This is a genomic window from Mycobacterium sp. D16Q16, from assembly GCF_002013745.1.
Taxonomy (GTDB): Bacteria; Actinomycetota; Actinomycetes; order Mycobacteriales; family Mycobacteriaceae; genus Mycobacterium.
Map to the genome: position 1 here is coordinate 60,792 of NZ_MAEY01000026.1, position 25,720 is coordinate 86,511.

Here is a 25,720-nt window from a genome sequence, read left to right on the forward strand (position 1 = left end):
AACTAGGCCATCATGGGTGCGTGTCCGGTCATGACATCTCGTTGTTACATGGGAGCTTCCCCGTCTCCATGCAGGTCATTGCCGGTTTCGCGCTCGTTATCGCGATAGGACTGCGTAGTCGTCAGTGGTTTCAGCGCTGGTTACCCGTAGCGGTGGCCGTCGGCGCCATGCTTGCCGTGTGGGCGTACTGGTACATCAACTCCGAGGGCTGGGCCGACAGGGGAAATCCCGCCCCTCTCATGCTGTGGGTGTGGATCGCACTCACCGGAGTGGCCGCCACGGTCCTGTTGGTGGGCTGGCGCACGGCGCACTGGTGGCGTCGCGCGGTCGCGATCACTGCGGTGCCGCTCGCGCTCCTTTCCGGATCGCTGATGCTGAATCAATGGACGGGATACGTGCGCAGCGTCCAGTCCGGCTGGGCACAGTTGACCGCCGGCCCGCTGCCCAACCAGGCCGATATGGCCACGGTGACGGCCGCTCGCGAGGAGCGCCGCGGTCCGACGATGACGAAGGGCAAGCTCGTACCGGTGGACATCCCGGCCGATGCCAGTGGATTTCGCCATCGTCAGGAGATCGTCTACCTGCCCCCGGCCTGGTTCGATTCCACCCGCACCCAGCTGCCGACAATCATGATGATCGGCGGCGAGTTCAACACCCCGAGTGACTGGATTCGCAGCGGGAACGCGGTCGAGGCGGCGGATGCCTTCGCCAGCCAGCATGGCGGGAATGCGCCCGTCATGGTGTTCGTCGACGCCGGTGGCTCGTTCAACAACGACACCGAATGTGTGAACGGCCCGCGCGGCAACTCCGCCGACCATCTCACCAAGGACGTTGTCCCGTTCATGGTGTCGCGCTTCGGAGTCAGTCCACGGCCGCAGAACTGGGGCGTGGTGGGCTGGTCGATGGGTGGCACGTGCGCGGTAACGCTTGCCGTCAAACACCCCGAATTGTTCAGCACCTTCGAGGACATCGCCGGTGACATGTCGCCGAATACCGGCAACAAGACGCAGACCATTGCCCGTCTTTTCGGCGGTGACACGTCGGCGTGGGAGCAGTTCGATCCGGCAACGGTGATGTTACGTCACGGGCGGTATGCGAACACCGCCGGATGGTTCGACGTCAACGGACTGCACCGAGCGGGGTCCGGAGCGCTCACCAGTACCGGAGCGGCACCGGGCGCCTCGGCCTCCGTTCCACTGAGCGATCAGGACCGCGCCGCGCACCGCCTATGCGAGATCGGTGCGGCGCAAGGGATCTCATGCACGGTGCAGCACAAGCCCGGCGAACACAAATGGCCGTTCGCGCAGACGGCGTTCACCTCGGCACTCCCCTGGATGGCGGGCCGGATCGGCACGCCCACGGTGCCCGATGTGCCGTTGCCGCGCTGACTGTTCTGCGCGGCGGAGTAGCGTCGAGCGGTATGTCCGAAACGCCTGATCCGGGATACACCGACAGCGGTGTGCCGACCTTCGAGTCGGTGCGCGAGAAGATCGAAACCCGATCCGGCACGGCCGCCGGGTCCGCTGAGCTGGACGCCGAAAGCGACGAGGGCCGCGCGGTCGAGGAGCAGTTCGACGCCAGGGCCCGCGCAGCGGCCGAGCGGCTCGAGGAAATCCGCAGATCGATGCGTGAGGAAGCTAGCCCGTCGCGGCCCGACGGGCAATCGCCTGCTCGCGAATGAGGCTGCGCCGCACCTTGCCTGAGTCCTCACGCAGCGGCTCCGCGACAAACTCGATGGTGCGCGGAACCTTATACCGGACAATCTCGTCGAGCAGGTAGTCGCGCAGCTGGTCTTCGGTCACGTTTCCCTCGGCGTGTACAACCGCGTGCACGATCTGCCCGAGGTCGTCATCGGGTAGGCCCACGACGACACTGTCGACCACTCCGGGGTAACCGTTCATGACGGATTCCACTTCCGCGGGAAACACATTCGCTCCGCCTGTCACGATCAGGTCGGTACGGCGATCACTCATGTAGAGGTAGCCGTCGTCATCAAGCCAGCCGAGATCGCCGATGGATTCCCAGGTTCCGACCCGCTTGATCTCAGCGCCAAGGTATTTGTAGGGCTTGGGAGTCCCTTCCCACGGGCGCATGAAGATCTCCCCCACCTCCCCGGAAGGCAACGGATTTCCCTCCTCGTCCAGGATCGTCAGTTCACCGAGCGCAGGCTTGCCGACGGAGCCGCGGTGGGCCAGCCATTCCGGTCCGGTGATGATGGTTCCGCCGATGGCCTCGGTGCCGGCGTACAACTCCCAGATCACCTCGGGGCCCAGCAGATCGATCCATGCTTGTTTCAGCCACACCGGACACGGAGCGGCCATGTGCCACAGCACCCGAATGGTGGACAGGTCGAATTGACCGGGATGCTGCCGAACCTCACGCAGTATTCGCGACATCATCGTGGGTACCACCTGCAACCAGGTGACCTTGTGTGTGTCGATCAGTTCGAGCGCTTGCAGCGCGTCAAACTTCGGCTGGACGATCAGATGATGGCCCAGCAGCAGCCCGTATGACGAAAACATCAGCGGCGCATTGTGATACAGCGGACCAGCGACGAGCTGGGCATCACCCGGCAGCATGCCCATCATCTCACCGGCAGCCGGGCCGGTGATGGCTGCGGGACTGGGGGCGAGAATGATCTTGGGGCGCCCGGTACTGCCTCCGGAGGTCGGCGCCTTCCAGGCCGGCGATACCACCTCAGGCAATGGCCCGGCGGCCTGATCTTCGGCTAGGGGTTCGAATCCTGCCTGCACACACACGCGATCCGGATGATCGGCCGGATCCACCCCCACCACGAGAGCGGAATCGGCGAGCTCGACGATTGCCCGGCGTTCCGCGAGCGGCAGGCGCCACGACACCGGCTGAGGGGTGGCGCCGAGCTTCCATACCGCGATCTGAGCGGCGAAGAACTCCACCGAGTTGGGCAATCCGATGGTGACGAGGTCGCCCTGCCGTACGCCGAGGCGGTGATACGCGTGTGCCAGGGCGGTGGCACGACGCTCCAGTTCCGCCCTCGTGACCGACTCGGTACCGCAGGTAATCGCCGGGGCATCCGGCGACGATTCCGCGAGGTTGGCGAGGATACGAACGAACGGTTCACCAACTGCCGCGTCAGTCATGAATGCCACCCTAGACCGGCGTGACAACCTTCCTGGTACGCGGTTTGGCGGGCGGCTTTCCAGTGCTCTTGGCCGGGGCCTTCGCGGGGGTCTTACCGTTCCTGACTGGCTTGGGCAATAGGTCTGCCAGGAACTCACCGGTATAGCTGCCCGCGGTCTGTGCCACCGCCTCGGGTGCGCCCTGCGCCACCACGGTGCCGCCGCCCGATCCGCCTTCGGGGCCCATGTCGATGACCCAGTCCGACGTCTTGACGACATCCAGGTTGTGCTCGATCACGATGACGGTGTTGCCCTTGTCGACCAGACCGTTGATCACGGTGAGCAGCTTGCGGATGTCCTCGAAATGAAGACCGGTGGTGGGCTCGTCGAGGATGTACACGGTCTTGCCCGTTGAGCGCTTCTGCAGCTCGGCGGCCAGCTTGACGCGCTGCGCCTCACCGCCGGAGAGCGTCGGAGCCGGCTGTCCCAGCCGCACATAGCCCAGGCCGACTTCCACCAGCGTGTTCAGATACCGGTGGATAGAGGTGATGGGCTCGAAGAATTCGGCGGCTTCCTCGATGGGCATGTCCAGCACCTGCGCGATGGTCTTGCCCTTGTAGTGGACCTCGAGCGTTTCCCGGTTGTAGCGGGCGCCGTGGCACACCTCGCATGGCACGTACACATCCGGCAGGAAGTTCATCTCGATCTTGATGGTGCCGTCACCCGTGCAGGCCTCGCAGCGACCGCCCTTGACGTTGAAGGAGAACCGGCCGGGCTGGTAACCGCGCACCTTGGCCTCGGTGGTCGCCGCGAACAGCGTACGAATCTTGTCGAAGACCCCGGTGTAGGTCGCGGGATTCGAACGCGGTGTGCGGCCAATCGGCGACTGGTCGACCCGTACGAGCTTGTCAACCTGGTCCAAACCGGTCACCCGGGTGTGCCGCCCGGGCACTTGGCGTGCACCGTTGAGTTTGTTGGCCAACACGGTGGCGAGGATGTCGTTGACCAGTGTCGACTTCCCCGAACCGGACACTCCGGTGACCGAGGTCAGTACCCCGAGCGGGAAGGGGACGTCAATGTCCTTGAGGTTGTGCTCACGCGCGCCGACCACCGTGACCTGACGCTTGGAATCGATCGTGCGACGCATCAGAGGCAGCGGAATGCTTTCCGCGCCAGAAAGATACGAGCCGGTGACGGAGTTCTTGTTTTTCAGCAGCTCGGCGTAGGTGCCACTGTGCACCACCTGCCCGCCGTGCTCCCCCGCGGCCGGTCCGATATCGACGACCCAATCGGCGTGTTTGATGGTGTCCTCGTCGTGCTCCACGACGATCAACGTGTTGCCGAGATCCCTAAGCCGCGTGAGTGTTTCGATGAGTCTGCGGTTATCGCGCTGGTGCAGACCGATCGACGGCTCGTCGAGCACGTAGAGCACGCCCACCAACCCCGAGCCGATCTGAGTGGCCAGGCGGATGCGCTGTGCCTCGCCACCGGACAACGTGCCCGCAGCGCGCGACAACGACAAGTACTGCAGGCCGACGTCCAGCAGAAAACCCAGCCGGAACTGGACTTCCTTGAGCACCTGCCCGGCAATGGCTTGTTCACGGTGCCCGAGTGTCAACCCGTTGAGGAACTGCGCGCACTCGGCGATGGACAGGTCACAGACCTCTGCGATCGACTTGGTGCCGTGCTCTCCGGCGGTCAGAGTGACGGAAAGAATTTCCGGCTTGAGCCGGGTCCCGTTGCACTCGGGGCACGGGATGTCCCGCATGAAACCCTCATAGCGCTCCTTGGCCCATTCCGACTCTGTCTGCTCCATGCGCCGTTGCAGAAAGGCCAGTACGCCTTCGAATTCGGCGTAGTAGGAACGCGTGCGGCCGTACCGGTTCTTGTATCGGACATGGACCTGCTCGGACGAGCCGTCCAGGAGCGCCTTTTTGGCCGCGGCCGGAAGCTTCTTCCATGGGGTGTCCACGTCGAATCCGAGGGCGTCGCCCAGCCCGGCCATGAGCCGGACGAAGTAGTCGGCGTTCTGGCCCATCGACCAGGGCGCGATGGCGCCCTCGGCGAGGGTCATGTCCGGGTCGGGGACCACCAGGTCCGGGTCGACTTCCTTCTTGATTCCCAGCCCGGTGCACTCGGGGCAGGCGCCGTAGGGCGAGTTGAAGGAAAACGACCGTGGTTCAAGATCGTCCACGGCGAGCGGGTGGCCATTGGGGCAGGCGAGTTTCTCGGAGAACCTGCGTTCGCGCTGCGGAGAGTCCTCATCGGCATCGACGAACTCGAGTACCACGATGCCGTCGGCAAGGCGCAGGGCCGTCTCCACCGAGTCCGTCAGGCGCTGTTTGGCGCTGCTCTTGACGGCGAGACGGTCGATGACCACCTCGATGTCGTGCTTCTCTTGCTTCTTGAGCTTGGGCGGATCGGTGAGCGAATGCACCACGCCGTCAACCCGAATGCGGCTGTATCCCTGGGAGTTCAGCTGTTCGAAGAGATCGACGAACTCGCCCTTACGTGTGCGCACCACGGGAGCGAGCACCTGGAATCGCAGGCCCTCCTCCATGTCCAGCACCTGGTCGACGATCTGCTGCGGGGTCTGCTTGGCGATCTTCTCCCCGCATACCGGGCAATGCGGTGTGCCGGCCCGCGCGTACAGCAGACGCAGGTAGTCGTAGACCTCGGTGATGGTGCCCACGGTGGACCGCGGGTTGCGGTTGGTGGATTTCTGGTCGATGGAGACCGCGGGAGACAGCCCCTCGATGAAATCGACATCGGGCTTGTCCATCTGCCCCAGGAACTGGCGGGCATACGCGGACAGCGACTCGACGTACCTGCGTTGTCCCTCGGCGAAGATGGTGTCGAAGGCCAGGCTCGACTTCCCGGATCCGGAGAGACCCGTGAAGACGATAAGGCTGTCTCGGGGTAGGTCAAGGTCAATACCGCGCAGGTTGTGCTCACGCGCGCCCCGCACGATCAGACGGTCGGCCACCTGTCTCCTTTCACACTGCCCCAATGTGCAGGTGTTTTCGCATCGCTCAGCCCCTGTAGTCCCATGCGGAATCCAGGCGGGCCGAGTCGTCGACTCCATGCTAGGACGAGGCACCGACAACCCTCGCGTCACGAGGGGCCACTACGGTGAAACCATGACCTCGATCACCATCGATGACGACTACTCGGGCCACATCGAGCCGGGCTCCGGCGTGGCTCGTCGCACCGTGGACGGCGCAACCATCATCAAGGCCTCGGTGGGGCCGATGGACAACAACGCATACATCGTGACATGCGCGAACACCGGCAAGTCACTCCTGATCGACGCCGCCAACGATGCGGAACGGCTGGCCACTCTGCTGGACGAGAACGCCCCGAACGTCGCACTCATTGTCACCACACATCAACACTTTGATCACTGGCAGGCCCTTGAGGCGATCGTGGACAAGACCCAATCCCCTAGTGCCGCGCATGATTTGGATGCCGGACCGCTTCCGGTGCCCCCCGCGACGCTGCTGGCAGGGGGCGACAGCTTCGATATCGGCGACCTGCATTTCGATGTGATCCACCTGCGCGGGCACACGCCGGGCTCGGTGGCCCTGGCGTTCACCGCCGGGGGTGTGACCCACCTGTTCACCGGGGATTCGCTCTTTCCAGGTGGTGTCGGAAAGACCTTCAGCCCCGAAGACTTCAATCAGTTGCTCGACGATGTCGGCGAGCGCCTATTCGGCGCATACCCCGATTCCACGGTGGTCTACCCCGGACATGGAGATGACACCACCCTGGGCGCCGAGCGCGGATCGCTCGGCGAGTGGCGCGAACGAGGCTGGTAAGCCGGCCCCGTTCGCGCGCGCCGGGTCTTAGGTGGTGTGAACGATCAGTACGTCGCACCTGGAGCGACGCGCGACATCGGAGGGAACCGAACCCAGCAGGCGTCCGGCGATGGTGTTCAGACCGACATTGCCGACGACCAGCAGATCAGCCTTGGAATCCACCACCAGATCCAGCAGCGCGTCCACCGGCGCTCCCTCGATCGAGCGTTCTTCCACGCTCGTCGCGCCCGCCGCTCCGGCGCGCTCGCGAGCGGTGCGCAGGATGTCGTAGACGGGTGCCTTGCCGGTGACCTTGTACGCGTCATCCTTGAGTACATCGGCCGAGTGTGGGTTGTTCTCTGGGAAGTACGCGGTCGCGACGATGAGCTTGGCACCGGCAGCGCCCGCGATGGCTCCAGCGCGGTCGACCGCCCGGTACGACGAATCCGATCCGTCGGTACCGACAACGACAGTGCTGTATGCACTCATGAAAGGTCCTCCAGTTCCATTTGACCAGGCCAGATGAGATTAGCCGGGAAGGGCCCCGGCCATGCGCCATTTGGCTGATTGTGTCGGGCTATGCGCGTGATTTTCCCTCGCCGGGTGCGCGTACAGGTATGGCCTGCGCCTCAATCCGGATATGAGGACGATCACGCGTCATTACGCCACGCGGTCATGCACCGTTGGAGTAAAGCCTGACGATTTGATAGAGAAATGCCCGTCCGTCGTACAGGGACTTCACCTGGATTCTCTCATCGAGGCCATGCGCGTGGGTCTCTCCGGGCTGGGCGAATATGCCACTGAGGCCATACACCGGAGTCTTCCCGAAGTAGATGGCATCGGTTGCTCCGGTGGACATGGTGGGGACCAGCGGTACACCGGGCCACATCGATCCGGCGACGGCCTTGATGGGATCGACGATCCGTGGCGTCAGCGGGGGAACACTGGCCACGTTGGTGCGGAAGGCCTCGGTGGGCTTCACCGTGATCTTGGGGTCATTGACGGCCTTCACGATGGCCCCTTGAACCGCCTCTTGAACCGACCCGGCGCCGCTGCCGGGCAGTATGCGGCAGTTCACATTCGCGGTGGCGCGTTGCGGTAGCGCGTTGTTGGCATGTCCGCCTTCGATTTTCGTGGGGACGCAGGTGGTGCGCAGCATCGCGTTGTACAACGGGTTCCTGGACAGCACAGATGCCGCCGCCGGGTCTTGCGGGTTGGCGACAATCGCCGACATCGCGTGACCCACCTCTCCCGGTTGCAGCGGGGCCTGTGCCGTGAAGTAGGCCCGGGTCACGTCGTTGAGCTGGACGGGGAACGGCGCGGCGGCGAGCCGGTCCAGGCCGGCCCCGAGTGCCTGTATCGCGTTGAACGGCCGGGGCTGGCTGCTGTGTCCACCCTCGTCGGTGACCTCCAGGGTGAAGTCTTGGTAGATCTTCTGGCCCGCCTGGATCTCCAGCAGGATGGGATTGTTGTCTTCGCCGAGGTCGCCCCCGGCACCTTCATTGACGACGAACTCGGCGTCCACGAGCTCGGGCCGGTTTTGATGGAGCCACTCGGCACCGTTGACCTGCCCACCACCTTCCTCACCGCAGGTCAGGGCCACGCGAATCGGGCGTTTCGGCACGAAGTTCTCTGCGCGGTACCGCATGAGGCTGTCCACGAAGATCGCGGCCATTGCCTTGTCGTCCTCGGCACCGCGGGCATAGAAGTATCCGTTCTCCTCGACGAGGGTGAACGGATCACGCTTCCAGTCCTCACGTTTGGCTTCGACAACATCGATATGTGCCAGCAACAGAATGGGTTTGGCACCCGCATCGGACCCGGCAAGCGTCGCGACAAGTCCGCCGTCCTTGGGGTGATCGGGCGGGCTGAACAGCACCAGGTCCTTGTCGGTGTATCCGGCGGACTTGAGACGGTCGGCCATCTTCTGTGCGGCCTCGGTGCAACTCCCCTGCGATGCGGTGGTATTGGTCTCGATCAACTCCCGATACAGATCGCGAAACGCCCCGCGATCGTCGGTGGCGGAGGGAGCGCTACTTGCCGGTGAGCCCTCATTCTGCGGTGTCCCGCAGGAGGCGATGGTGAGCACGGCGGCGGTCAGGGCGAGAATCCGATGCATGGCTTCGTTCATACACCCGTGACGCTCACCGAGGGACCCGAACCGTGCCTTCCGCTAGCTTATCCGTCACGTCAGCTGTCCGGCCGGGACCGGGGCCTGCGCGAAACACCCTGGAGGACACCACAACACCCGAGAGCACCAATGCGGCGAACCCCAGGAACAGTAGGTGCGCACCGCGCGTGGCCGATCCACCGAGATTGACGAGCACTCCGGCCAGGCCGGCACCGAAGGCTCCGGCGATCAGCTGCACGGTGCTGATGGCGGCTGCGGCCGCACCGCTTTCGGCCGGATCGGACGACACCGACATCGCCGCGGATGCCAGGTGCGGCCAGGCCATGCCGATACCGGCACCCGTCACCGCGAAACCGACCGCCCACAGTGTTATCTCCGGGACGCTGGCGCCATCACGCTGCAGTACACCGGCCAGGATCAGCCCTGCGGCAACCACCAAGGGCGCGACCGTCACCACACGTGCGACGGTCCGTGCCGTGGCCGATGCGCTGATCATTTCGCCGACGGTCCACCCGAATGCCAAGGTGGCCCCGAGGAATCCGGCGGCAACAGGGACCAGGTGTCCGAGGCGCTGACCAAAGAACGGAATGTACGTCTCGACCATCGAGGCCACCGCCAGCACCGCGATGGTCAGGTAGATCCACTTCAGCGGGTTACGTGCGAAGACCGCCCTGGGCAGTACCCACGCCGTAGAGCGGCGATCGAGTGTGACGAACAGGACCACCAGTGCGGCCGCGCCGGCGATCAGGCCCACCATGACCGGCAGCGAGGACTGGAGCCCGGCCACGGCCACCAGGCTGGCAGCTGTCGTGAGCACCAGCAGGGACCGCACCGGAACGCTATACCGGGCAGCCTCGGTGTTCGCACTCTCCGGTCGCGTCAGCACATAGGGCACCATGGCGGCGATGCCGAGGGTGATCACCGTCAACGACACGAACGCCCACCGCCACAACCCGAATTGCGCGAACAGCCCACCGGCCGCGGGGCCCACAAAGGTACCCACGCCCCACATCGCCGACGTGAGCGCCGAAGCGCGTGTCCATAGCCGCTGTGGCAGTGCAAGATTGATGACAGCATAGGCGAGTCCGGCCAGCAGCCCGCCCGCCGCGCCCTGGACCGCGCGCCCGGCAAGCATGACCTGCATTCCTGGAGCTACCGCACATATGACGGTGCCTGCAGCGAACGCACTGAACGCGAGTAGATAGGAGCCGCGTGGGCCGGCCCAGCCAAGAAGGGGGCTCACCACCGTGGCGGCACTCACCGAGGCAATCAGATACAGCGTTGTCACCCACGCGTAGAAACGTTCTCCACCGATATCGGCAACGGCGCTCGGCAACAGACTGGTGGTGAGGTACACATTGGTCGCGTACAGCGCCACTCCCCCGGCGAGCACCGTAACAATGCCGAGTTGTCGCCCGCACAACAGATCCCGCCAGCTGCCGGTCGCCACGTCGTGGGTCATGCCGACACGCTATGAGCTAAAGTGCACTTGAGATCAAGGAGGCCTGATGAAGGACAAGGCCGAGCTGTTGCCGATCGGAGAGGTGGCCAGGCGTTCCGGAATCGCGGTATCCGCGGTGCGGTACTACGCCGACATCGGCCTGATCCCCGCCGAGCGCACGTCCGGCAACGCACGGGTGTTCCGCCGCCATGCGTTGCGCCGCATCTCACTGATCCGGGTCGCCACAGGATTCGGCATCCCGTTATCGGAGGTCGCCGAGGTGCTGTCGAGCCTCCCGGATGACCGGGCACCGAGTACTCGTGACTGGCAACGAATCTCGCGCCAGTGGCATTCGCATCTGGAAGAGCGCAAGAACGCCATCGCAGATATGCAGGAGAAGCTCACCGGGTGCATCGGCTGCGGGTGTCTTTCGATGACCAAGTGCACACTGTTCAATCCCGCCGACGTACTTGCCGAGGACGGGTCGACCGGTGCGCTCCTGCTCGCCGAGCCGTGCTGATTACTTGAGGCCCGCGGCGTCCATACCGCGTAATTCCTTCTTCAGATCCGCGATTTCGTCACGGAAGCGCGCCGCGAGCTCGAACTGAAGATCACGCGCCGCCGCCATCATCTGCTCGGTCATGTCCTTGATCAGGTCGGCCAGCTGCGCGCGGGGCATGCTCTTGGTGTCGCGGCCTTCGAACACCCCGGCACTCACCGCGCGACCCGGCTCGCCCTGTGCCCGCCTACCGCGACTGGAGTTGCGGCCGGATCCACCCACCGCCACTTCCTCGGTGTCTTCGGCTTCGCGGTATACCTGGTCGAGAATGTCAGCGATCTTCTTGCGCAATGGCTGTGGGTCTATCCCGTTCGCCTCGTTGTAGGCGACCTGCTTGGCACGCCGCCGGTCGGTCTCGTCGATGGCCTCTTTCATCGAGTCCGTCATGGTGTCGGCGTACATGTGCACCTCACCGGAGACGTTGCGCGCGGCGCGTCCGATGGTCTGAATCAAACTCCTGCTGGACCGCAGGAATCCCTCCTTGTCGGCGTCGAGAATAGCGACCAACGACACCTCGGGCAGGTCCAGACCCTCCCGAAGGAGGTTGATACCGACGAGGACGTCGTACTCGCCGAGCCGGAGCTGACGCAGCAGCTCCACCCGCCGCAGGGTGTCGACCTCCGAATGCAGGTAACGCACCCGAATACCCATCTCCAACAGGTAGTCGGTGAGGTCCTCGGCCATCTTCTTCGTCAGCGTCGTGACCAGCACGCGCTCATCGGCCTCGGTGCGTTGACGAATCGAGGCGATGAGATCGTCGATCTGTCCCTTGGTGGGTTTGACGATCACCTTCGGATCCACCAGCCCGGTGGGCCGGATCACCTGTTCCACGAACTCGCCGCCGGCGGCGCTGCGCTCATAGTTCCCGGGCGTCGCTGACAGATACACGGTCTGCCCAATTCGCTGGGAGAACTCCTCCCAGGTAAGGGGACGGTTGTCCACCGCCGACGGCAACCGGAAGCCGAAGTCCACCAGGTTCCGTTTACGCGACATGTCGCCCTCGTACATGGCGCCGATCTGCGGAACCGTCACATGCGACTCGTCGATGACGAGCAGAAAGTCGTCCGGAAAGTAGTCCAGCAGCGTGGCGGGTGGCGTACCGGCGCCGCGCCCGTCGATATGCCGCGAGTAGTTCTCGATACCCGAGCAGAAGCCAACATTGCGCATCATCTCGATGTCGTAGTTGGTGCGCATCCGCAGTCGCTGGGCCTCCAGCAGCTTGCCCTGGCCTTCCAGCTCGGATAGGCGTTCCTCAAGCTCCCGCTCGACACCAACGAGCGCCTTCTCCATCCGGTCCGGCCCCGCCACATAATGTGTGGCCGGAAAGATCCGCAACGAATCAGTTTGACGCACAACGTCTCCGGTAAGCGGATGCAGATAGTAGAGCGCCTCGACCTCGTCACCGAAGAACTCGATACGGACCGCCAGCTCCTCATACGAGGGAATGATCTCGACGGTGTCGCCGCGGACCCGGAAGGTGCCCCGCGTGAATGCCACGTCATTGCGGTTGTACTGCATGTCGACCAGTAACCGCAGCAGCGCGTCCCGGGGCACTTCGAGCCCGACATCCAATTGCACGGAGCGATCCAAATAGGACTGCGGGGTGCCCAGACCGTAGATGCACGAGACCGATGCCACCACCACCACGTCCCGCCGGGACAGCAGGTTGGACGTCGCGGAGTGCCGCAAGCGCTCCACATCGTCGTTGATGGAGCTGTCCTTCTCGATGTAGGTGTCGGTCTGGGCGATATACGCTTCTGGCTGGTAGTAGTCGTAGTACGACACGAAGTACTCGACAGCATTGTGCGGCAGCATCTCCCGGAGCTCATTGGCCAGCTGCGCGGCGAGAGTCTTGTTCGGCGCCATGACGAGCGTCGGCCGTTGCAGCCGCTCGATGAGCCAGGCCGTGGTCGCCGACTTACCGGTGCCTGTGGCACCGAGCAGCACGACATCCTTCTCCCCCGCCCGGACTCTGCGTTCGAGCTCGGCGATGGCACCGGGCTGGTCACCCGCGGGCTCATACTCACTGACGACCTCGAATCGCGCATCGGCACGCAGGATGTCCGTGACTGGGCGGTACTCGGAATGCGCAACGATGGGGTGTTCTGTTGCGAAAGCCATGAGCCCAGAGTAAGCCGAGGGTCCGACATCCCCTCTACTACCAATGCGGAAGGCAGGTAGGAAACCAGCGTGCACCCGCCCAAACGCGAGGTCTTCGACCTCGATGCGATGACGAACACCGACCCCAAGGGAATCGTGCGGTCTGTGGACGAGTACCGGATAGAGCCCTGGGGACTCTTCATGGCTCGCCCGACGCCCGGCCGGGCGCAGTTTCACTATCTGGAATCCTGGCTGCTCCCGACGCTGGGACTGCGTGCGAACATCTTCCACTTCAGTCCGGGCTACGAGCGCGATCAGGACTTCTATCTTGATGTCGGCGACTTCGTCCCCGGGCCGTCACAATGGGTGGCTGTCGACCACTATCTTGACCTCGTGGTGCGCTGCGGACGTGAAACCGAATTGACGGATGTAGACGAGTTGCTCGAGGCGCATAAGGCAGGATTGTTATCCACTGCCACAACAGAACTCGCCGTCCGCCGGGCGGCCACGACCATCAGCCACCTCGCTAGGCACGGGCATGACTTGAACGCATGGCTCGCCGCGGCCGGAATGCCGTTGACCTGGCGCGACCCGAACGGAGCCGCTCATGCCTGAAGCCATTCGCTGGGGAATCATCGGACCGGGCCGTATTGCGGGAAGTGTGGCCCGCGACTTCCCGCTCACACCGGGAGCCGAGCTGGTGGCCGTTGCCTCCCGGTCGGTCCAGCGCGCCCGGGACTTTGCGGAAACACACCGAATTCCACGTGCCTTCGGCTCCTACCGGGAGCTGCTCTCCGACCCCGATATCGACGCTGTGTACATCGCCACCCCTCACCCCCAGCATCGGCAGGCCGCCATCGCGGCGCTCACCGCAGGCAAGGCGATCCTGGTCGAGAAGACCTTCACCGCGACGGTGTCCGGAGCCCAAGAGATCATCGACATCGCAAGGGCCCGTGGCGTTTTTGCGATGGAGGCGATGTGGACACGGTTTCAGCCGGCGATCGTCGCGGCCAAGAAACTTGTCGATGACGGGGCCATCGGCGAGGTCCGTCAGGTGCAGGCGGACCTCGGGGTCGACCGCCCGTTTGATCCCGACGACCGGTTGTTCAATCCCGCGCTGGGCGGCGGAGCACTACTGGACCTTGGCGTTTACGTGGTTTCCCTTGCCCAGTACTTCCTCGGCGATCCAGCGGCGGTGGTGGCACACGGTTCGTTGTCTCCCACCGGGGTGGACGCCGAGGCCGGTCTGTTGCTGCGCTACGACGACGGACGCACCGCCACCTTGCTGTGCTCACTGCTGCATTTCACGCCGGGTCAAGCCCGCATCTTCGGTACCGAGGGCTGGATAGACATTCTCCCCCGTTTCCATCACCCGCGCGAGATCGTGTTGCACCGCAAGGGATCTGATCCCGAGGCAATCGTGAAACCGCCCGTTGGCGGCGGTTACAGTCACGAACTCGCCGAGGTCACCAGATGCCTGCTCGACGGCCGAACACAGAGCACGGTGATGCCTCTCGCGGACACCTTGGCTGTGCAGCGGGTGCTGAATACGGCCTGCGAGCAACTCGGCGTGCATCACACCGAAGACCCTGCTGACCTGGAGTGATCGCGTTGCCTCCGCTTCTTGGGCGCCGGTAGGATACCGGTATGCGCCACCTCCTCCGAGGGCTAGGCGCTGCCGGGGCAGCGGCGGTCACGCTCGCGCTTCCGGCAGCACCAGTCTCCGCAGCCGAGCTGCACAACATCAGCTACATCGCCCGCGTCGATGGGCTCGGCCGCGGTATCTCCGTGACGTTCAAGACCGATCCGGTGGATCGGCGGACCGAGCAACCCCGTCTGGGGCCGGGTGAATCCTGGGAGGTGAACCTCGTGATGGAGGACCCCGCGCAGGCCGGGATGACCGTTCGGGTGCTACCTCCCTACGGCGTCGGATTGCACTGTGAAGTGCAGGTCGACGACGTCGTGGTCGACTCCCAGGACCTCACGGTGCCCCCGGCTCTGGGGATCTTCAATGGGCCCGTCAACGACTCTGTCACCTGCGGTCACTTCAACTCATAACAAGAGTCAAATTAGTCACTTTCGCACCCCGGACCTGCGTGAAAACCGCTACAATGGCGCCATGCGCCTGAACTCCATTCGTAGCAATATTCGCGGTCCATTCCGCGCTGCCGGAATTGCGATAGTCACCGCGGGAATCGCCGCGAGCACATTCCCCGCGATTGCGTCCGCGGACTCCACCGATGACTACCCAATTCCCCGCCGGATGCTGAAGACCACGTGTACTGCCGAACAGTACCTGGCCGCGGTCCGCGATTATGACCCGATCTACTACACGCGATACATGATCGATAAGAACAACAAGCCCGATTATGTGCAGCAGGCGACAATTGACCGGATTCATGAGTTCTTTGCCAAGGACTACGCGGGTCGCCGCGCCGAGTCTGAGGTCTTCGCGGTGAACTACCCGCCCGAGGCCCTGACGTCTCAGTGGCCCAACTGGGGCAAGATCTTCTTCAACAACAAAGGTGTCGTCGCCAAGGGCACCGAGAATTGCAGCAAGTACCCGTCCGACATGTCGGTGTGGGACGGACCCTAACCAAGCGCGCAGTAAAACGCCCCGCGGTGATCCATACCGGCGGGGCGTTTTTCTGTCTGTATATCAATGGTGCACAAACCTCGGCAAAGAGTTCGGCCCCCATGCCTTGAGCATGGGGGCCGAACGTGCACTCACGGGTTAGACCGCAGGTCGTGGGAACTCCGCGGTGACCGGATCATCATGTACGGGACCCGACCCCACCGGAACCGGAGCCGGCGGTGGAGCCTGATGCACAACCGGCACGGGCGGCGGTGGTGGATCGGTGGCGTACTTGCTGACCTTCATGGGCCACCAGAACCATCGACCCATGAGGGCAGCGATGGCCGGTGTCATGAACGCCCGGATGATGAAGGTGTCGAAGAGCAGACCCAGACAGATCGCCGATCCCGCTTGGCCGATCGCGATCAGATCGCTGGTGATCATCGAGCCCATGGTGAACGCGAACACCAGGCCGGCCTGGGTGGCCACACTTCCCGATCCGCCCACACCTCGAAGGATCGCGGTGTTCAGACCACCGTGCAGCTCTTCCTTGAATCTGGACACCAGCAGCAGGTTGTAGTCCGATCCGACCGCCAACAAGATGATGACGGTGAACGGCAGCACGAACCAGTGCAGCTGCAGGCCAAGAATGTGCTGCCACAGCAACACCGACAGGCCGAAGGATGCCCCCAACGATATCGCGATGGTCCCGACGATCGTGAACGCCGCCACGATGCTTCGCGTGATGACCAGCATGATGACGAAGATCAGGCATAGCGACGCGATGACCGCGATCATCAGGTCGTACTTCACCATCTCGCCGATGTCGTGATAGGTCGGTGCCGTGCCGCCGAGATAGAGCTTGGCCTCGTCCAGTGGGGTGCCCTTGATGGCGTTCTTGGCGGCCTTGAGTTCGACCTCGGTGTTGGCGAGCGACTCCTTGCTGGCGTAGTCGCCCTCGTGCGTGATGATGAACTGCGCGGCCTTGCCATCCGGCGACATCATCAGCTTGACGCCCTTCTTGAAGTCCTCGTTATCGAAGGCTTCAGGCGGCAGGTAGAAGAAGTCGTCATTCTTCGCCTCATCGAACGCCTGACCCATCACCGTCGCGGTGTCGGTCATGCGGTCCATCTGCGTGATCATGCCGTTCATCGTGCTGTACATGGTCAGCATGGTGTTCCGCATGTTCTTGGTGATGGCAATCATCGGTGGAAGCTGCTCCACCATCTGTGGCATCAGCTTGTCCATCTTGTTGATGTCCTTGACCATGCCATCCATGTTTTCGGCCATTTTGTCGATGCCGTCAAGAGTGTCGAATATTGATCGCATCGACCAGCACATCGGAATATCAAAGCAGTGCTTATCCCAATAGAAGTAATTGCGCAACGGCCGGAACTGGTCATCGAAATTCGAGATGTTATCCCGCATTTCGTGAACGGTGCCTTGCAATTCCGTACTGACGCCCGCGAGATCATGCGTCACGTCGACTAGCTCTTTCATAATGCTGTACATGCGTTCGATGATCGCGATCATCGAACCCAGATCGTCGGCCATCTTCAACATATCGGCCATGCTGTTCTTCAAGTAATTCATGTTCTCGGTCATCGATACCGATTGCATACTCACCTGGAAGGGCACAGAACTGTGGTCGATGGGTGCGCCCATCGGGCGGGTCATGCTCTGCACCTTGTTGATGCCCTCGGTGCGGAAGACGTTTTTGGCGATCCGGTCCAGCACCAACATGTTGGCCGGGGTGCGCAGATCCTTGTCCGCCTCGACGATCAGGATGTCGGGGTTCATTCTCGCTTTCGAGAAGTGCCGGTCGGACGCCTGGAAGCCCTGAATCGACGGCAGGCCAGTCGGGATGTAGTACCGGTCGTTGTAGTTGACCGAATACGTGGGCAGGATGCCCAAGCCGACGATCGCGATGATCATCGTGACCGCCAAAATCGGTCCCGGCCAGCGCACGATGGCGGTGCCGATCTTGCGCCATCCCCGGCTCTTAATGGTGCGCTTGGACTCCAGCAGCCCGAACTTCGTCGCTATCAGAATCACCGCAGGACCAATGGTGAGCGAGGCGGCGACCACCACCAGCATGCCAATCGCACACGGCACACCCAGCGACTCGAAGTACGGCAGGCGAGTGAATTTCAGGCAGAATGTGGCGCCCGCGATGGTGAGGCCCGAACCCAAGATCACGTGCGAGACACTGTGATACATGATGTAGAAGGATTCGAGCCGGTCCCTGCCCTCGGCCCGTAGCTCGTGATAGCGGCCGATTTGGAAGATCGCGTAGTCGGTCCCGGCCGCGATGGCCAAGGACGTCAGCAGGTTTACCGCGAATGTCGACAGGCCAATGATTTCGGCATTGCCCAGGATCGCGACCACGCCACGAGCGGCACCCAGTTCAACGAACACCATGAACAGGATGAGCAGCACCGTCGTGATGGACCGGTAAATGAGGAGCAGCATCACGGCAATGACGATGAAGGTGATACCCGTCATCTTGAGCATGCTCTTGTCGCCGGCGTCGTTCATGTCCATCGTCAGCGCGGCCTGGCCGGTGACGAAGACCTTGAGCCCGTCGGGATATGTGCTGTTCTTCTTGCTCTCGTCGATGAGCTTGGCGACGATGTCCTGGACCGCCGTGACGGATTCCTTGCCTTCCGTCGTGCCTTGGTCCCCACGGAGATTCAGCTGAACGTAAGCAGATTTTTCGTCGACACTCTGCGCGCCACCGGCGGTGATGCGGTCGCCCCAGAAATCCTGGGCGTATTCCACGTGCTTGGTATCGGCACGCAGTCGTTTGACCAACTCGCGGTAGAACGTGTGCGCCTTGTCGTTCATATCGGTGGAGAACTTGGTGTCGCTCTCCAGCAGGACCATCACCATGCTGTCGTCCTTGAACTGCTGGAACAGCTCACCTTGACGCTTGATGGCCTGATACGACGGCGCGTCCTTGGACGCCAACGACACCGAGTGCTCTTTGCCGACCTCTTCGAGCTGCGGCACGACGACGTTGACGATGACCGTCAACACCAGCCAGGCAAGAATGATCGGTACGGAGAAGGTGTGGATGAACCGCGCTATGCGCGAAGGCTTTTGGGTTGCGCCATTCGTGGAAGCGCTATGTGTGCTCATGCGGATTTCACCATGCAGAAGACTTGGGCGTTGTGGTTGGACACAGTCTGTTCGTCCTTTACTTCACCGTTGGACAGGATGCGGCAGCCGATTTCATCGCTATCCCCCATCGCGACGACATTGGCGAAGACGGAAGTCATCGTCGTCGTGATGGTTAATGTCCACGGCAGTGTGGTGAACTGGGCGCGCTGCGGCTGTGCCCGGTCATCGAGATAGTTGACCTCGCCCTTTGTCCCTGCGGGACCAAAGATTTCGTAGACGATGTCTTTCGGGATGATGTTCTTGGAGTCATCCTTGATGCCGATCGCCTGATTGATGTTGGTCGAGCCGAACACGCCGTGAAGCCGGTAGACACCAAAAGCGGCGGCCGAGATCACCACCAGAACGACGAGCGGGACCCATACCCGCGCCAATACCTTGAAAATGGTCCAATCCCCTTCACCCGTGTGGCCCGGGGGCCAACAACTCGACTCTGCCTATCGCGTCCGGCCGTGCATGTCCGTGATTTGCGCGCAAATAGTTACCAGCCAGTACGACACCGTGTTGTTTTTGCGGAACCAGCGAGCGCGTGGGGTGCCCGGTCACAACATCCGTTCATCCCACCCGGCTCCGCTCATACCCGTTTTCTCAGTAATTCGTAAGGGATACTACATACGTTTGTCAGGGAACTGTACATGTGTCATCAGTCACAACTTGCGCATTTCTTCCCCTGGACACCCGAAACAGCCTAGTTAGCTACAAGAAAATGTCAACAACCGGTGACACGGATCTATTCCCTGCTTCTTTTCGTCAATGTTACGAAAGCGCCAGCTCGCACATATGAATTGGTGACTGGCCTAAGAATCGCACCAGCTACTGGACCTAGCCAGTGTTTGCCACTGCTATCTTTCGGCGGGTTGTCCGACGTGGGCTCGCAAGCCTCAAGCGCACGCGAGCCCCGCTCGTGTCGTGGCGGGTAAAGGTGACTAAGACCGGGCGATTCGGAAGGGCGTGTCCTTCGCCACATTACGAGACATTTGTCCACTAGCAACGCGGGGCTCACCGTCGCAGGCCCACAGCGACGGCGAATTCAGCAAACTATTTGCGTGCTATTCGACGCCCGACCCACCCCGTGGCGGCGTCGATAACCAGGCGATCCCACCATGCAGCAGCGCGAGTTATCCACGCGCCGGTACAAACTCTGGGCACAGCGGTCTACCTGCGGTCAGCGCCTAGGCAGCTGAGATGAACCCGCCAGCGAACGGCCGAACGGTTAGACCGCTGGCCTTGGGAATTCGGTCGTCACCGGGTCATCCCCCGGCCCCGAACCGACTGGCGCCGGTTGAGGAGATGGAGGCACGGTCGTTGGCGACTGAGGAGTCCTCGGCGGTGGCAGCGGTCGCGTACGTACGTTCAGCGGCCACCAGAACCAACGGCCGAGGATGGTCGCGATGGCCGGGGTCATGAACGAGCGCACGATGAGCGTGTCGAACAACAGGCCCAACGCAATCGTCGTTCCGACCTGCCCGATGATGCGCAGGTCGCTGACCACCATCACGGCCATCGTGAAGGCGAACACCAGGCCGGCGGAGGTCACCACGCTGCCGGTACCGCCCATGGAGCGGATGATGCCGGTTTTCAGCCCGCCATGGAGTTCTTCCTTGAGTCGGGAGACCAGTAGCAGGTTGTAGTCGGAGCCCACGGCGAGCAGCACGATGATGGCCATCTGCATGACGAGCCAGTGCAATTCGATGCCGAGTATGTACTGCCAGATGATGACCGATAAACCGAACGAGGCGCCCAGGGACAGCGCAACCGTACCCACGATGACCAGCGAGGCCACGAAGCTTCGCGTGATGAGCAGCATGATCAGGAAGATCAGGCACAGGGCGGAGATGCCGGCGATCATCAGGTCGTATCGGGCGCCGTCGGACATGTCCTTGAACACGGCCGCGGTGCCACCCAATTCGATCTTGGCGTCTTCAAGGGGCGTGCCCTTGACGGCCTCGATCGCGGCTTGCTTGATCGGCTCAACGTGCGCGAGGCCTTCAGGCGTCGCGGGATCTCCGCGATGCGAGATGATCATCCGGACCGCCTTACCGTCCGGCGATAGGAACGACTTCAGGCCGCGTTTGAAGTCGGCGTTGTCGAAGATCTCTGGCGGGAGATAGAACGAGTCATCGTTCTTGGCGGCATCGAACGCCTTACCCATGGCGGTCGAGTTCTGGCTCATCTCGTCCATTTGGTTGTAGAAGCCAGACATGGTGCTGTGCTGCGTCAGCATCATCTTCTGCATGTCTTCCATGATCGGAACCATTGCGGACATATCCGACACCATCTTGGGCATCAGCTGATCCATTCGCTCCATGTTGACCACCATGCCGTCCATGGTTTCGGTCATCTCATCGATCTTGTCGAGGGTGTCGAAGATCGAACGCATGGCCCAGCACATGGGTATGTCGAAGCAATGCTTCTCCCAGTACAGGTAGTTGCGAATTGGGCGGAACCAGTCGTCGAAGTTCGAGATGCTGTCGCGCATCTCGTGGATCGTTCCTTGCAGGGTGTGCATATCGCCGACGAGCGAGTGCGTGATGCCCGCCATCGTGGTCATGTTGGCGAGGGTCCGCTTCATGATGACGACGTTCTCGCCCATCTTGTCGGCTTGGACCTTCATATCGGCCATCCGGTCCTTCATCAGCTTCATGTTCTGCAGCTGACCCACGCTCTGCATGCTGATGAGGAACGGGATGGAGCTGTGCTCGATCGGCGTGCCCTGCGGGCGCGTAATCGCTTGCACACGAGCGATTCCCGGAACGCGGAACACCGCCTTGGCGACCTTGTCGATGACTAGGAAGTCCGCCGAGTTCCGCATATCGTGATCGGCCTCGATGAGCAGCATTTCGGGGTTCATCCGGGCCTGCGAGAAGTGCCGGTCCGCGGCCTGGAAACCTGCGTTGGCGGGGATCTCCTTGGGGATGTACTTCTTGTCGTCGTAGCTGGTCCGGTATCCGGGCAGTGCCGCCAGACCGATGATGGCAATCGACAACGCGGCCGCGAGCACCGGGCCGGGCCAGCGCACGATCGTGGTTCCGATCTTGCGCCAGGCACGAATTCGCATGGCGCGCTTGGGCTCGAACAGTCCGAAGCGGCTTCCGATGGTGATCAGCGCCGGTCCCAGGGTGAGCGACACGAGCACGCCCACGAGCAGGCCTACCGAACACGGCACACCCAGGGTCTGGAAGTACGGCATGCGCGTGAAGCTCAGGCAGTACATGGCGCCGGCGATAGTCATGCCCGAACCCAGGATGACGTGCGCCGTGCCGTGGAACATCTCGTAGTACGCGGCCTCTTTATCGGCGCCCATAGATCGGGCTTCCTGATAACGGCCAATCAAGAAGATGGCGTAGTCGGTTCCGGCTGCGATCGAGAGCATCACGAGCAGGTTCACCGCGAAGGTAGACAAGCCGATGATCTCGGTGTTGCCCAGGAAGGCGATGACTCCCCGTGCCGCGGACAGCTGAATGCCCACCAGCATGAAGACCATGATCACGGTGAAGATCGACCGGTAGAAGAACAGCAGCATCACCACGATGACCACGAAGGTGAGCGCCGTGATGAGCTTCAGGCTGCCGTCACCGGCGTGGTTCATATCGGTCTGCAGCGCACCGGGGCCGGTGACGTACACCGTGAGCCCATCGGGAAGCTTGCCGCCGTCCTTGGTCCACTCCGATTCGAGCTGTTTGACGATGTTGCGGGCAGCTTCGGTGGACTCGTTGGAGAGGGTCTCGCCCATGTTTCCGGCGAGGTTCACCTGGACATAGGTGGCCTTGCCGTCGGTGCTTTGCGCGCCAGCCTCAGTGAGCGGATCGCCCCAGAAATCCTGGACGTGCTGGACATGCTTGGTATCGGCCCGCAGCCGCGTCACCATCTCGTCGTAGAACTTGTGCGAGCCGGGGCCGAGCCGCTCCTGCCCTTCGAGCACCACCATGACGACGCTGTCGGAGTCGGACTCCTTGAACATCTTGCCCATGTTTTTCATCGCCTGCATCGCGGGGGCGCTCTGCGGGCTGAGTGAAACGGTGTGCTCCTTGCCCACCTGCTCCAGCTGCGGAACAAAGGTGTTCAGAGCAAAGACGATGGCCAACCAGCCGATGACGATGGGGATCGACAGGCGCCGAATCCATTTGGCGATGAAGGTGGGCTCGCCTCCGCCGTGTGCCCCGCTCATGCGGACTTCACAAAGCAGTAGACGTAGGCGCTCACCTCGTTGGTATACCTTTCATCTTTTTTCTCATCATTGGCCGTGATGCGGCAGCCCAGACCATCGGCATTACGCGTCTGCGCCAGGATGTTTCCCGTCATCGACGGTGCCGTCGTGACGATCTCGATCGACCACGGCAAGACCGCACCGTTGATCTGATGCGGTTCGCCCTCTTTGTCGATGTAGTTGATGTCCGCGATGGTTCCGGGCGGGCCGAAGATCTCGTAGACCACATGCTTGGGCTTGGAGTTGTTTTTGTCGTCGGTCATGCTGCCGGCGTAGGTGGGCAGCTGATGAGAGCCGAAAATGCCGCGAATCCGCCATACCGCGAAGCCTGCGATGGCAAGGACGAGCACCATCACCACCGGGATCCAAGCCCGCTTCAATGCGCTGAGAATCGTAAAACCCCTTCACCCGTTGGCGTTTCGCAAGGCGACGCCACCTACTGGCCCGAACCTGACGCAACTACTGATCGGATACCCGCACCCGTCCGCCCCATTGACAAGGGCGTCGCAGCAATCGCCGCGTGATGGCTGCTTCGAGCCTGCGATGCCTAGGTGCGCGCACCCAGACGTTTCTCGAAGTAAACCATGCCTAAGTGCGGAACAGTTGACTCCCTTCCAGCGCGTTCATCAGGATCTTTAACGCATATGACGTGCGTAACGCACGCTACCGGGTGGTTCGCTGCCTCGCAAATCACACGCCGTGCGTTATCCTCGGCACGTGGCGCAACTGACATTCCAACGCGCCCGCACCGACGAAAAGAAGCGTCAGCGGGCGGCAGCGATCGTGGAAGCCGCACGGTCGCTCGCTGTGGAATCGGGTGTCACCTCGGTGACGCTGACTGCGGTCGCCAATCGCGCCGGGGTGCACTACTCCGCGGTTCGGCGCTATTTCAGCTCGCATAAGGAAGTGTTGTTGCACCTGGCCGCCGAGGGTTGGACCCGCTGGTCGGACACGGTATGCGCCGCGCTGGCCAAGCCCGGCCCCGACTCCCCCGCTCGCGTGGCCGAGGCTCTGGTGCACGGGCTCGTCGACGATCCGCTGTTTTGCGACCTCCTGGCGAACCAGCATCTTCACCTGGAACACGAGGTCGACGTCGAGCGCGTCGCTGAGGTCAAGCAGATCAGTAACGCCGCCGTGATGGCGATCGCCGAATCGATCGAACAAACGCTCCCCGAGATCGGCCGCAAGGGTTCACTGGACATCTTGGTGGCAGCGTTCTCGCTGGCAGCCATGCTGTGGCAGGTCGCGCACCCACCCGAGGGCCTTGACCACGACTATCAGAATGAACCGGGTGTCCCGCCTGACTGGAGTCTCGACTTCGAGCCGGCATTGACACGGCTGCTGACGGCAACCTGTGTCGGTATCGTCGCGAACACGCACTGAGTTCAGCGCGTCGAGAGCGTCCACCCGCTCTTATCTGCCCACGCCAGTGCGCGCGGATAGGCCTGCGCAAACCAGGGTTCCTTGGCATCCACATAGGCGGCCGGATCGCCACCCGACGCAGTGGCCGCGCACTCGGCCGCGTGTTTTACGGCAAGGTATTCGTCTCGCGCCTGCCGATCGGAACGCAGCCAATCCCTGAAGACCAGAGCGAACCGCTGTCCTGGCCACCCGTCGACCCGCAGATGTACCAGAACCGCCCGCCCTGGATCGCCGGCGGCGTGAATTCGCTTGCCCCATTTGGCCTTGTCGGTGTCGTGCGGGTCGTCTGAGGTGATGCCGGGGATCGGGGGCAGCCCGATCCCCGCCAGCGGATCGGCCAGGGCGTCTGCCACCTCGAGTGACTCGACAGTTACCTGGATATCGATCACGTCCTTGGCGTCGAGCCCAGGTACCGCGGTGGAGCCGATGTGGTCGATCCGCAGTGCCTTCGACCCGCACGCCACCGCGATCCGGTTTACCGCGCGCTGCGCTTGTTCAGGCCAGGTGGGATCGGCGGGCACCAGCACCGGCGCCCAGGGTGCCCGTCGCCGTGTACGCAGGTTATGCGCGTAGGGCGACAGGCGAGTAGCCCAGAGATCACGAACTGTCTGTGCGAGTGCTTCGGTGTCGCCTGAGTTATCCAGCCACACATCGGCAATCGCGCGGCGTTGTTCATCGCTGGCCTGCGCAGCCACACGTGCGCGGGCGTCCTGTTCGTCCATGCCCCGATGCGCGATGAGTCGCGCCACCCGAGTCTCGATTTCTGCGTGCACCACCAGCACCAGGTGGTAGAAGGGGGCCAACGAGTTCTCGGTGAGCAATGGAATATCTTCCACCACAACGGAATCCTCACCCGCAGCGGCCATCAATTCGGCTCGGCGCGCTCCGACCAGCGGATGCACGATGCCGTTGAGAGTGGCACGGTGCGTGTCATCCTGGAATGCGATGGCGGCCAGTGCGGGGCGATCCAGAGCGCCGTCGGGCCGCAGAATCGAATCACCGAAGGCCTCCACGAGCGCAGCCAGGCCAGGTGTTCCGGGTTCGACCACTTCACGCGCGATGACATCGCTGTCCACGATGAACGCACCATATTCCGCGAGCGTCCGTGACACCGTGGACTTCCCCGCTCCGATTCCTCCGGTCAGGCCGATCCGCAACATGCCCGCAGTCTGTCACCCTCGGCGCGTTCACTATGCGTTGGGGGCGTTGC

General features: G+C 62.7%; 20 protein-coding genes. 9 read left to right on the forward strand and 11 right to left on the reverse strand.

Annotation, left to right across the window (positions count from 1 at the left end; all coding sequences use genetic code 11):
- Positions 1-68 precede the first annotated feature (68 nt).
- Positions 69-1,388: an alpha/beta hydrolase gene (locus B4394_RS22520; RefSeq protein WP_078316323.1), complete on the forward strand. Its 1,320-nt coding sequence runs from the start codon at positions 69-71 to the stop codon at positions 1,386-1,388.
- A 32-nt stretch (positions 1,389-1,420) separates the two neighbouring features.
- Positions 1,421-1,681, forward strand: coding sequence for a hypothetical protein (locus B4394_RS22525; RefSeq protein ID WP_078316324.1), 261 nt, complete (start codon positions 1,421-1,423; stop codon positions 1,679-1,681).
- Here B4394_RS22525 and B4394_RS22530 read toward each other — a convergent pair.
- Positions 1,638-3,119, reverse strand: coding sequence for an AMP-binding protein (locus B4394_RS22530; protein ID WP_078312356.1), 1,482 nt, complete (start codon positions 3,117-3,119; stop codon positions 1,638-1,640). The two genes, B4394_RS22525 and B4394_RS22530, sit on opposite strands and share 44 nt — an antisense overlap.
- A 10-nt stretch (positions 3,120-3,129) precedes the next feature.
- A complete protein-coding gene (uvrA, locus tag B4394_RS22535) occupies positions 3,130-6,084 on the reverse strand; it encodes an excinuclease ABC subunit UvrA (RefSeq protein ID WP_078316325.1) in 2,955 nt (984 codons plus the stop codon).
- A gap of 154 nt (positions 6,085-6,238) precedes the next feature.
- Between uvrA and B4394_RS22540 the strand changes: the two genes are divergently transcribed.
- Positions 6,239-6,916: an MBL fold metallo-hydrolase gene (locus tag B4394_RS22540; RefSeq protein ID WP_078316326.1), complete on the forward strand. Its 678-nt coding sequence runs from the start codon at positions 6,239-6,241 to the stop codon at positions 6,914-6,916.
- A 27-nt stretch (positions 6,917-6,943) separates the two neighbouring features.
- Here the strand turns inward: B4394_RS22540 and B4394_RS22545 are convergent, their stop codons facing one another.
- The 3 genes from B4394_RS22545 to B4394_RS22555 form a co-directional block, all read right to left on the reverse strand.
- Complete coding sequence (locus tag B4394_RS22545) at positions 6,944-7,384, reverse strand: universal stress protein (RefSeq protein WP_078312297.1); 441 nt, start codon at positions 7,382-7,384, stop codon at positions 6,944-6,946.
- Positions 7,385-7,568: 184 nt separating this feature from the next.
- Positions 7,569-9,026: a M20/M25/M40 family metallo-hydrolase gene (locus tag B4394_RS22550; RefSeq protein ID WP_078316327.1), complete on the reverse strand. Its 1,458-nt coding sequence runs from the start codon at positions 9,024-9,026 to the stop codon at positions 7,569-7,571.
- A 13-nt stretch (positions 9,027-9,039) separates the two neighbouring features.
- Positions 9,040-10,488, reverse strand: coding sequence for an MFS transporter (locus B4394_RS22555; RefSeq protein WP_078316328.1), 1,449 nt, complete (start codon positions 10,486-10,488; stop codon positions 9,040-9,042).
- A 46-nt stretch (positions 10,489-10,534) separates the two neighbouring features.
- On the opposite strand from B4394_RS22555, the gene soxR reads away from it, so the two are divergent.
- The gene (gene soxR, locus B4394_RS22560; protein WP_078312294.1) at positions 10,535-10,987 is read left to right on the forward strand and encodes a redox-sensitive transcriptional activator SoxR; all 453 of its coding nucleotides are present in this window, start codon (positions 10,535-10,537) and stop codon (positions 10,985-10,987) included.
- On the opposite strand, the gene uvrB is transcribed toward soxR, so the two are convergent.
- A complete protein-coding gene (uvrB, locus tag B4394_RS22565; RefSeq protein WP_078316329.1) occupies positions 10,988-13,147 on the reverse strand; it encodes an excinuclease ABC subunit UvrB in 2,160 nt (719 codons plus the stop codon).
- A 69-nt stretch (positions 13,148-13,216) separates the two neighbouring features.
- On the opposite strand from uvrB, the gene B4394_RS22570 reads away from it, so the two are divergent.
- The 4 genes from B4394_RS22570 (at position 13,217) to B4394_RS22585 (ending at position 15,722) form a co-directional block, all read left to right on the forward strand.
- The gene (locus tag B4394_RS22570) at positions 13,217-13,741 is read left to right on the forward strand and encodes a ribonuclease FAU-1 family protein (protein WP_078316330.1); all 525 of its coding nucleotides are present in this window, start codon (positions 13,217-13,219) and stop codon (positions 13,739-13,741) included.
- A complete protein-coding gene (locus B4394_RS22575; RefSeq protein ID WP_078316331.1) occupies positions 13,734-14,732 on the forward strand; it encodes a Gfo/Idh/MocA family protein in 999 nt (332 codons plus the stop codon). Before B4394_RS22570 ends, B4394_RS22575 begins: the two co-directional genes overlap by 8 nt.
- A 41-nt stretch (positions 14,733-14,773) precedes the next feature.
- Positions 14,774-15,184 carry a hypothetical protein gene (locus tag B4394_RS22580; protein ID WP_078316332.1) on the forward strand — a complete coding sequence of 137 codons (411 nt, stop codon included), beginning with the start codon at positions 14,774-14,776 and terminating at the stop codon, positions 15,182-15,184.
- A gap of 61 nt (positions 15,185-15,245) precedes the next feature.
- On the forward strand, positions 15,246-15,722 hold the full coding sequence (locus B4394_RS22585) for a DUF5078 domain-containing protein (RefSeq protein ID WP_078312289.1): 477 nt from the start codon (positions 15,246-15,248) through the stop codon (positions 15,720-15,722).
- 138 nt (positions 15,723-15,860) lie between these two features.
- Here the strand turns inward: B4394_RS22585 and B4394_RS22590 are convergent, their stop codons facing one another.
- The 4 genes from B4394_RS22590 to B4394_RS22605 all read right to left on the reverse strand — a co-directional run bounded on the left by B4394_RS22590 (position 15,861) and on the right by B4394_RS22605 (position 23,441).
- Positions 15,861-18,842, reverse strand: a complete 2,982-nt coding sequence (locus B4394_RS22590) for an MMPL/RND family transporter (RefSeq protein ID WP_078312288.1) — start codon at positions 18,840-18,842, stop codon at positions 15,861-15,863.
- The gene (locus B4394_RS22595) at positions 18,839-19,255 is read right to left on the reverse strand and encodes an MmpS family transport accessory protein (RefSeq protein WP_078312287.1); all 417 of its coding nucleotides are present in this window, start codon (positions 19,253-19,255) and stop codon (positions 18,839-18,841) included. The genes B4394_RS22590 and B4394_RS22595 overlap by 4 nt, the downstream gene beginning before the upstream one ends.
- Before the next feature lie 839 nt (positions 19,256-20,094).
- Positions 20,095-23,049, reverse strand: a complete 2,955-nt coding sequence (locus tag B4394_RS22600) for an MMPL/RND family transporter (protein WP_078292699.1) — start codon at positions 23,047-23,049, stop codon at positions 20,095-20,097.
- Positions 23,046-23,441, reverse strand: a complete 396-nt coding sequence (locus tag B4394_RS22605) for an MmpS family transport accessory protein (protein WP_286142344.1) — start codon at positions 23,439-23,441, stop codon at positions 23,046-23,048. The genes B4394_RS22600 and B4394_RS22605 overlap by 4 nt, the downstream gene beginning before the upstream one ends.
- A 364-nt stretch (positions 23,442-23,805) precedes the next feature.
- On the opposite strand from B4394_RS22605, the gene B4394_RS22610 reads away from it, so the two are divergent.
- The gene (locus tag B4394_RS22610) at positions 23,806-24,471 is read left to right on the forward strand and encodes a TetR/AcrR family transcriptional regulator (protein WP_078312285.1); all 666 of its coding nucleotides are present in this window, start codon (positions 23,806-23,808) and stop codon (positions 24,469-24,471) included.
- Between the two features lie 2 nt (positions 24,472-24,473).
- Here B4394_RS22610 and coaE read toward each other — a convergent pair whose 3' ends face one another.
- Complete coding sequence (gene coaE, locus B4394_RS22615) at positions 24,474-25,670, reverse strand: dephospho-CoA kinase (protein ID WP_078316333.1); 1,197 nt, start codon at positions 25,668-25,670, stop codon at positions 24,474-24,476.
- Positions 25,671-25,720 lie beyond the last annotated feature (50 nt).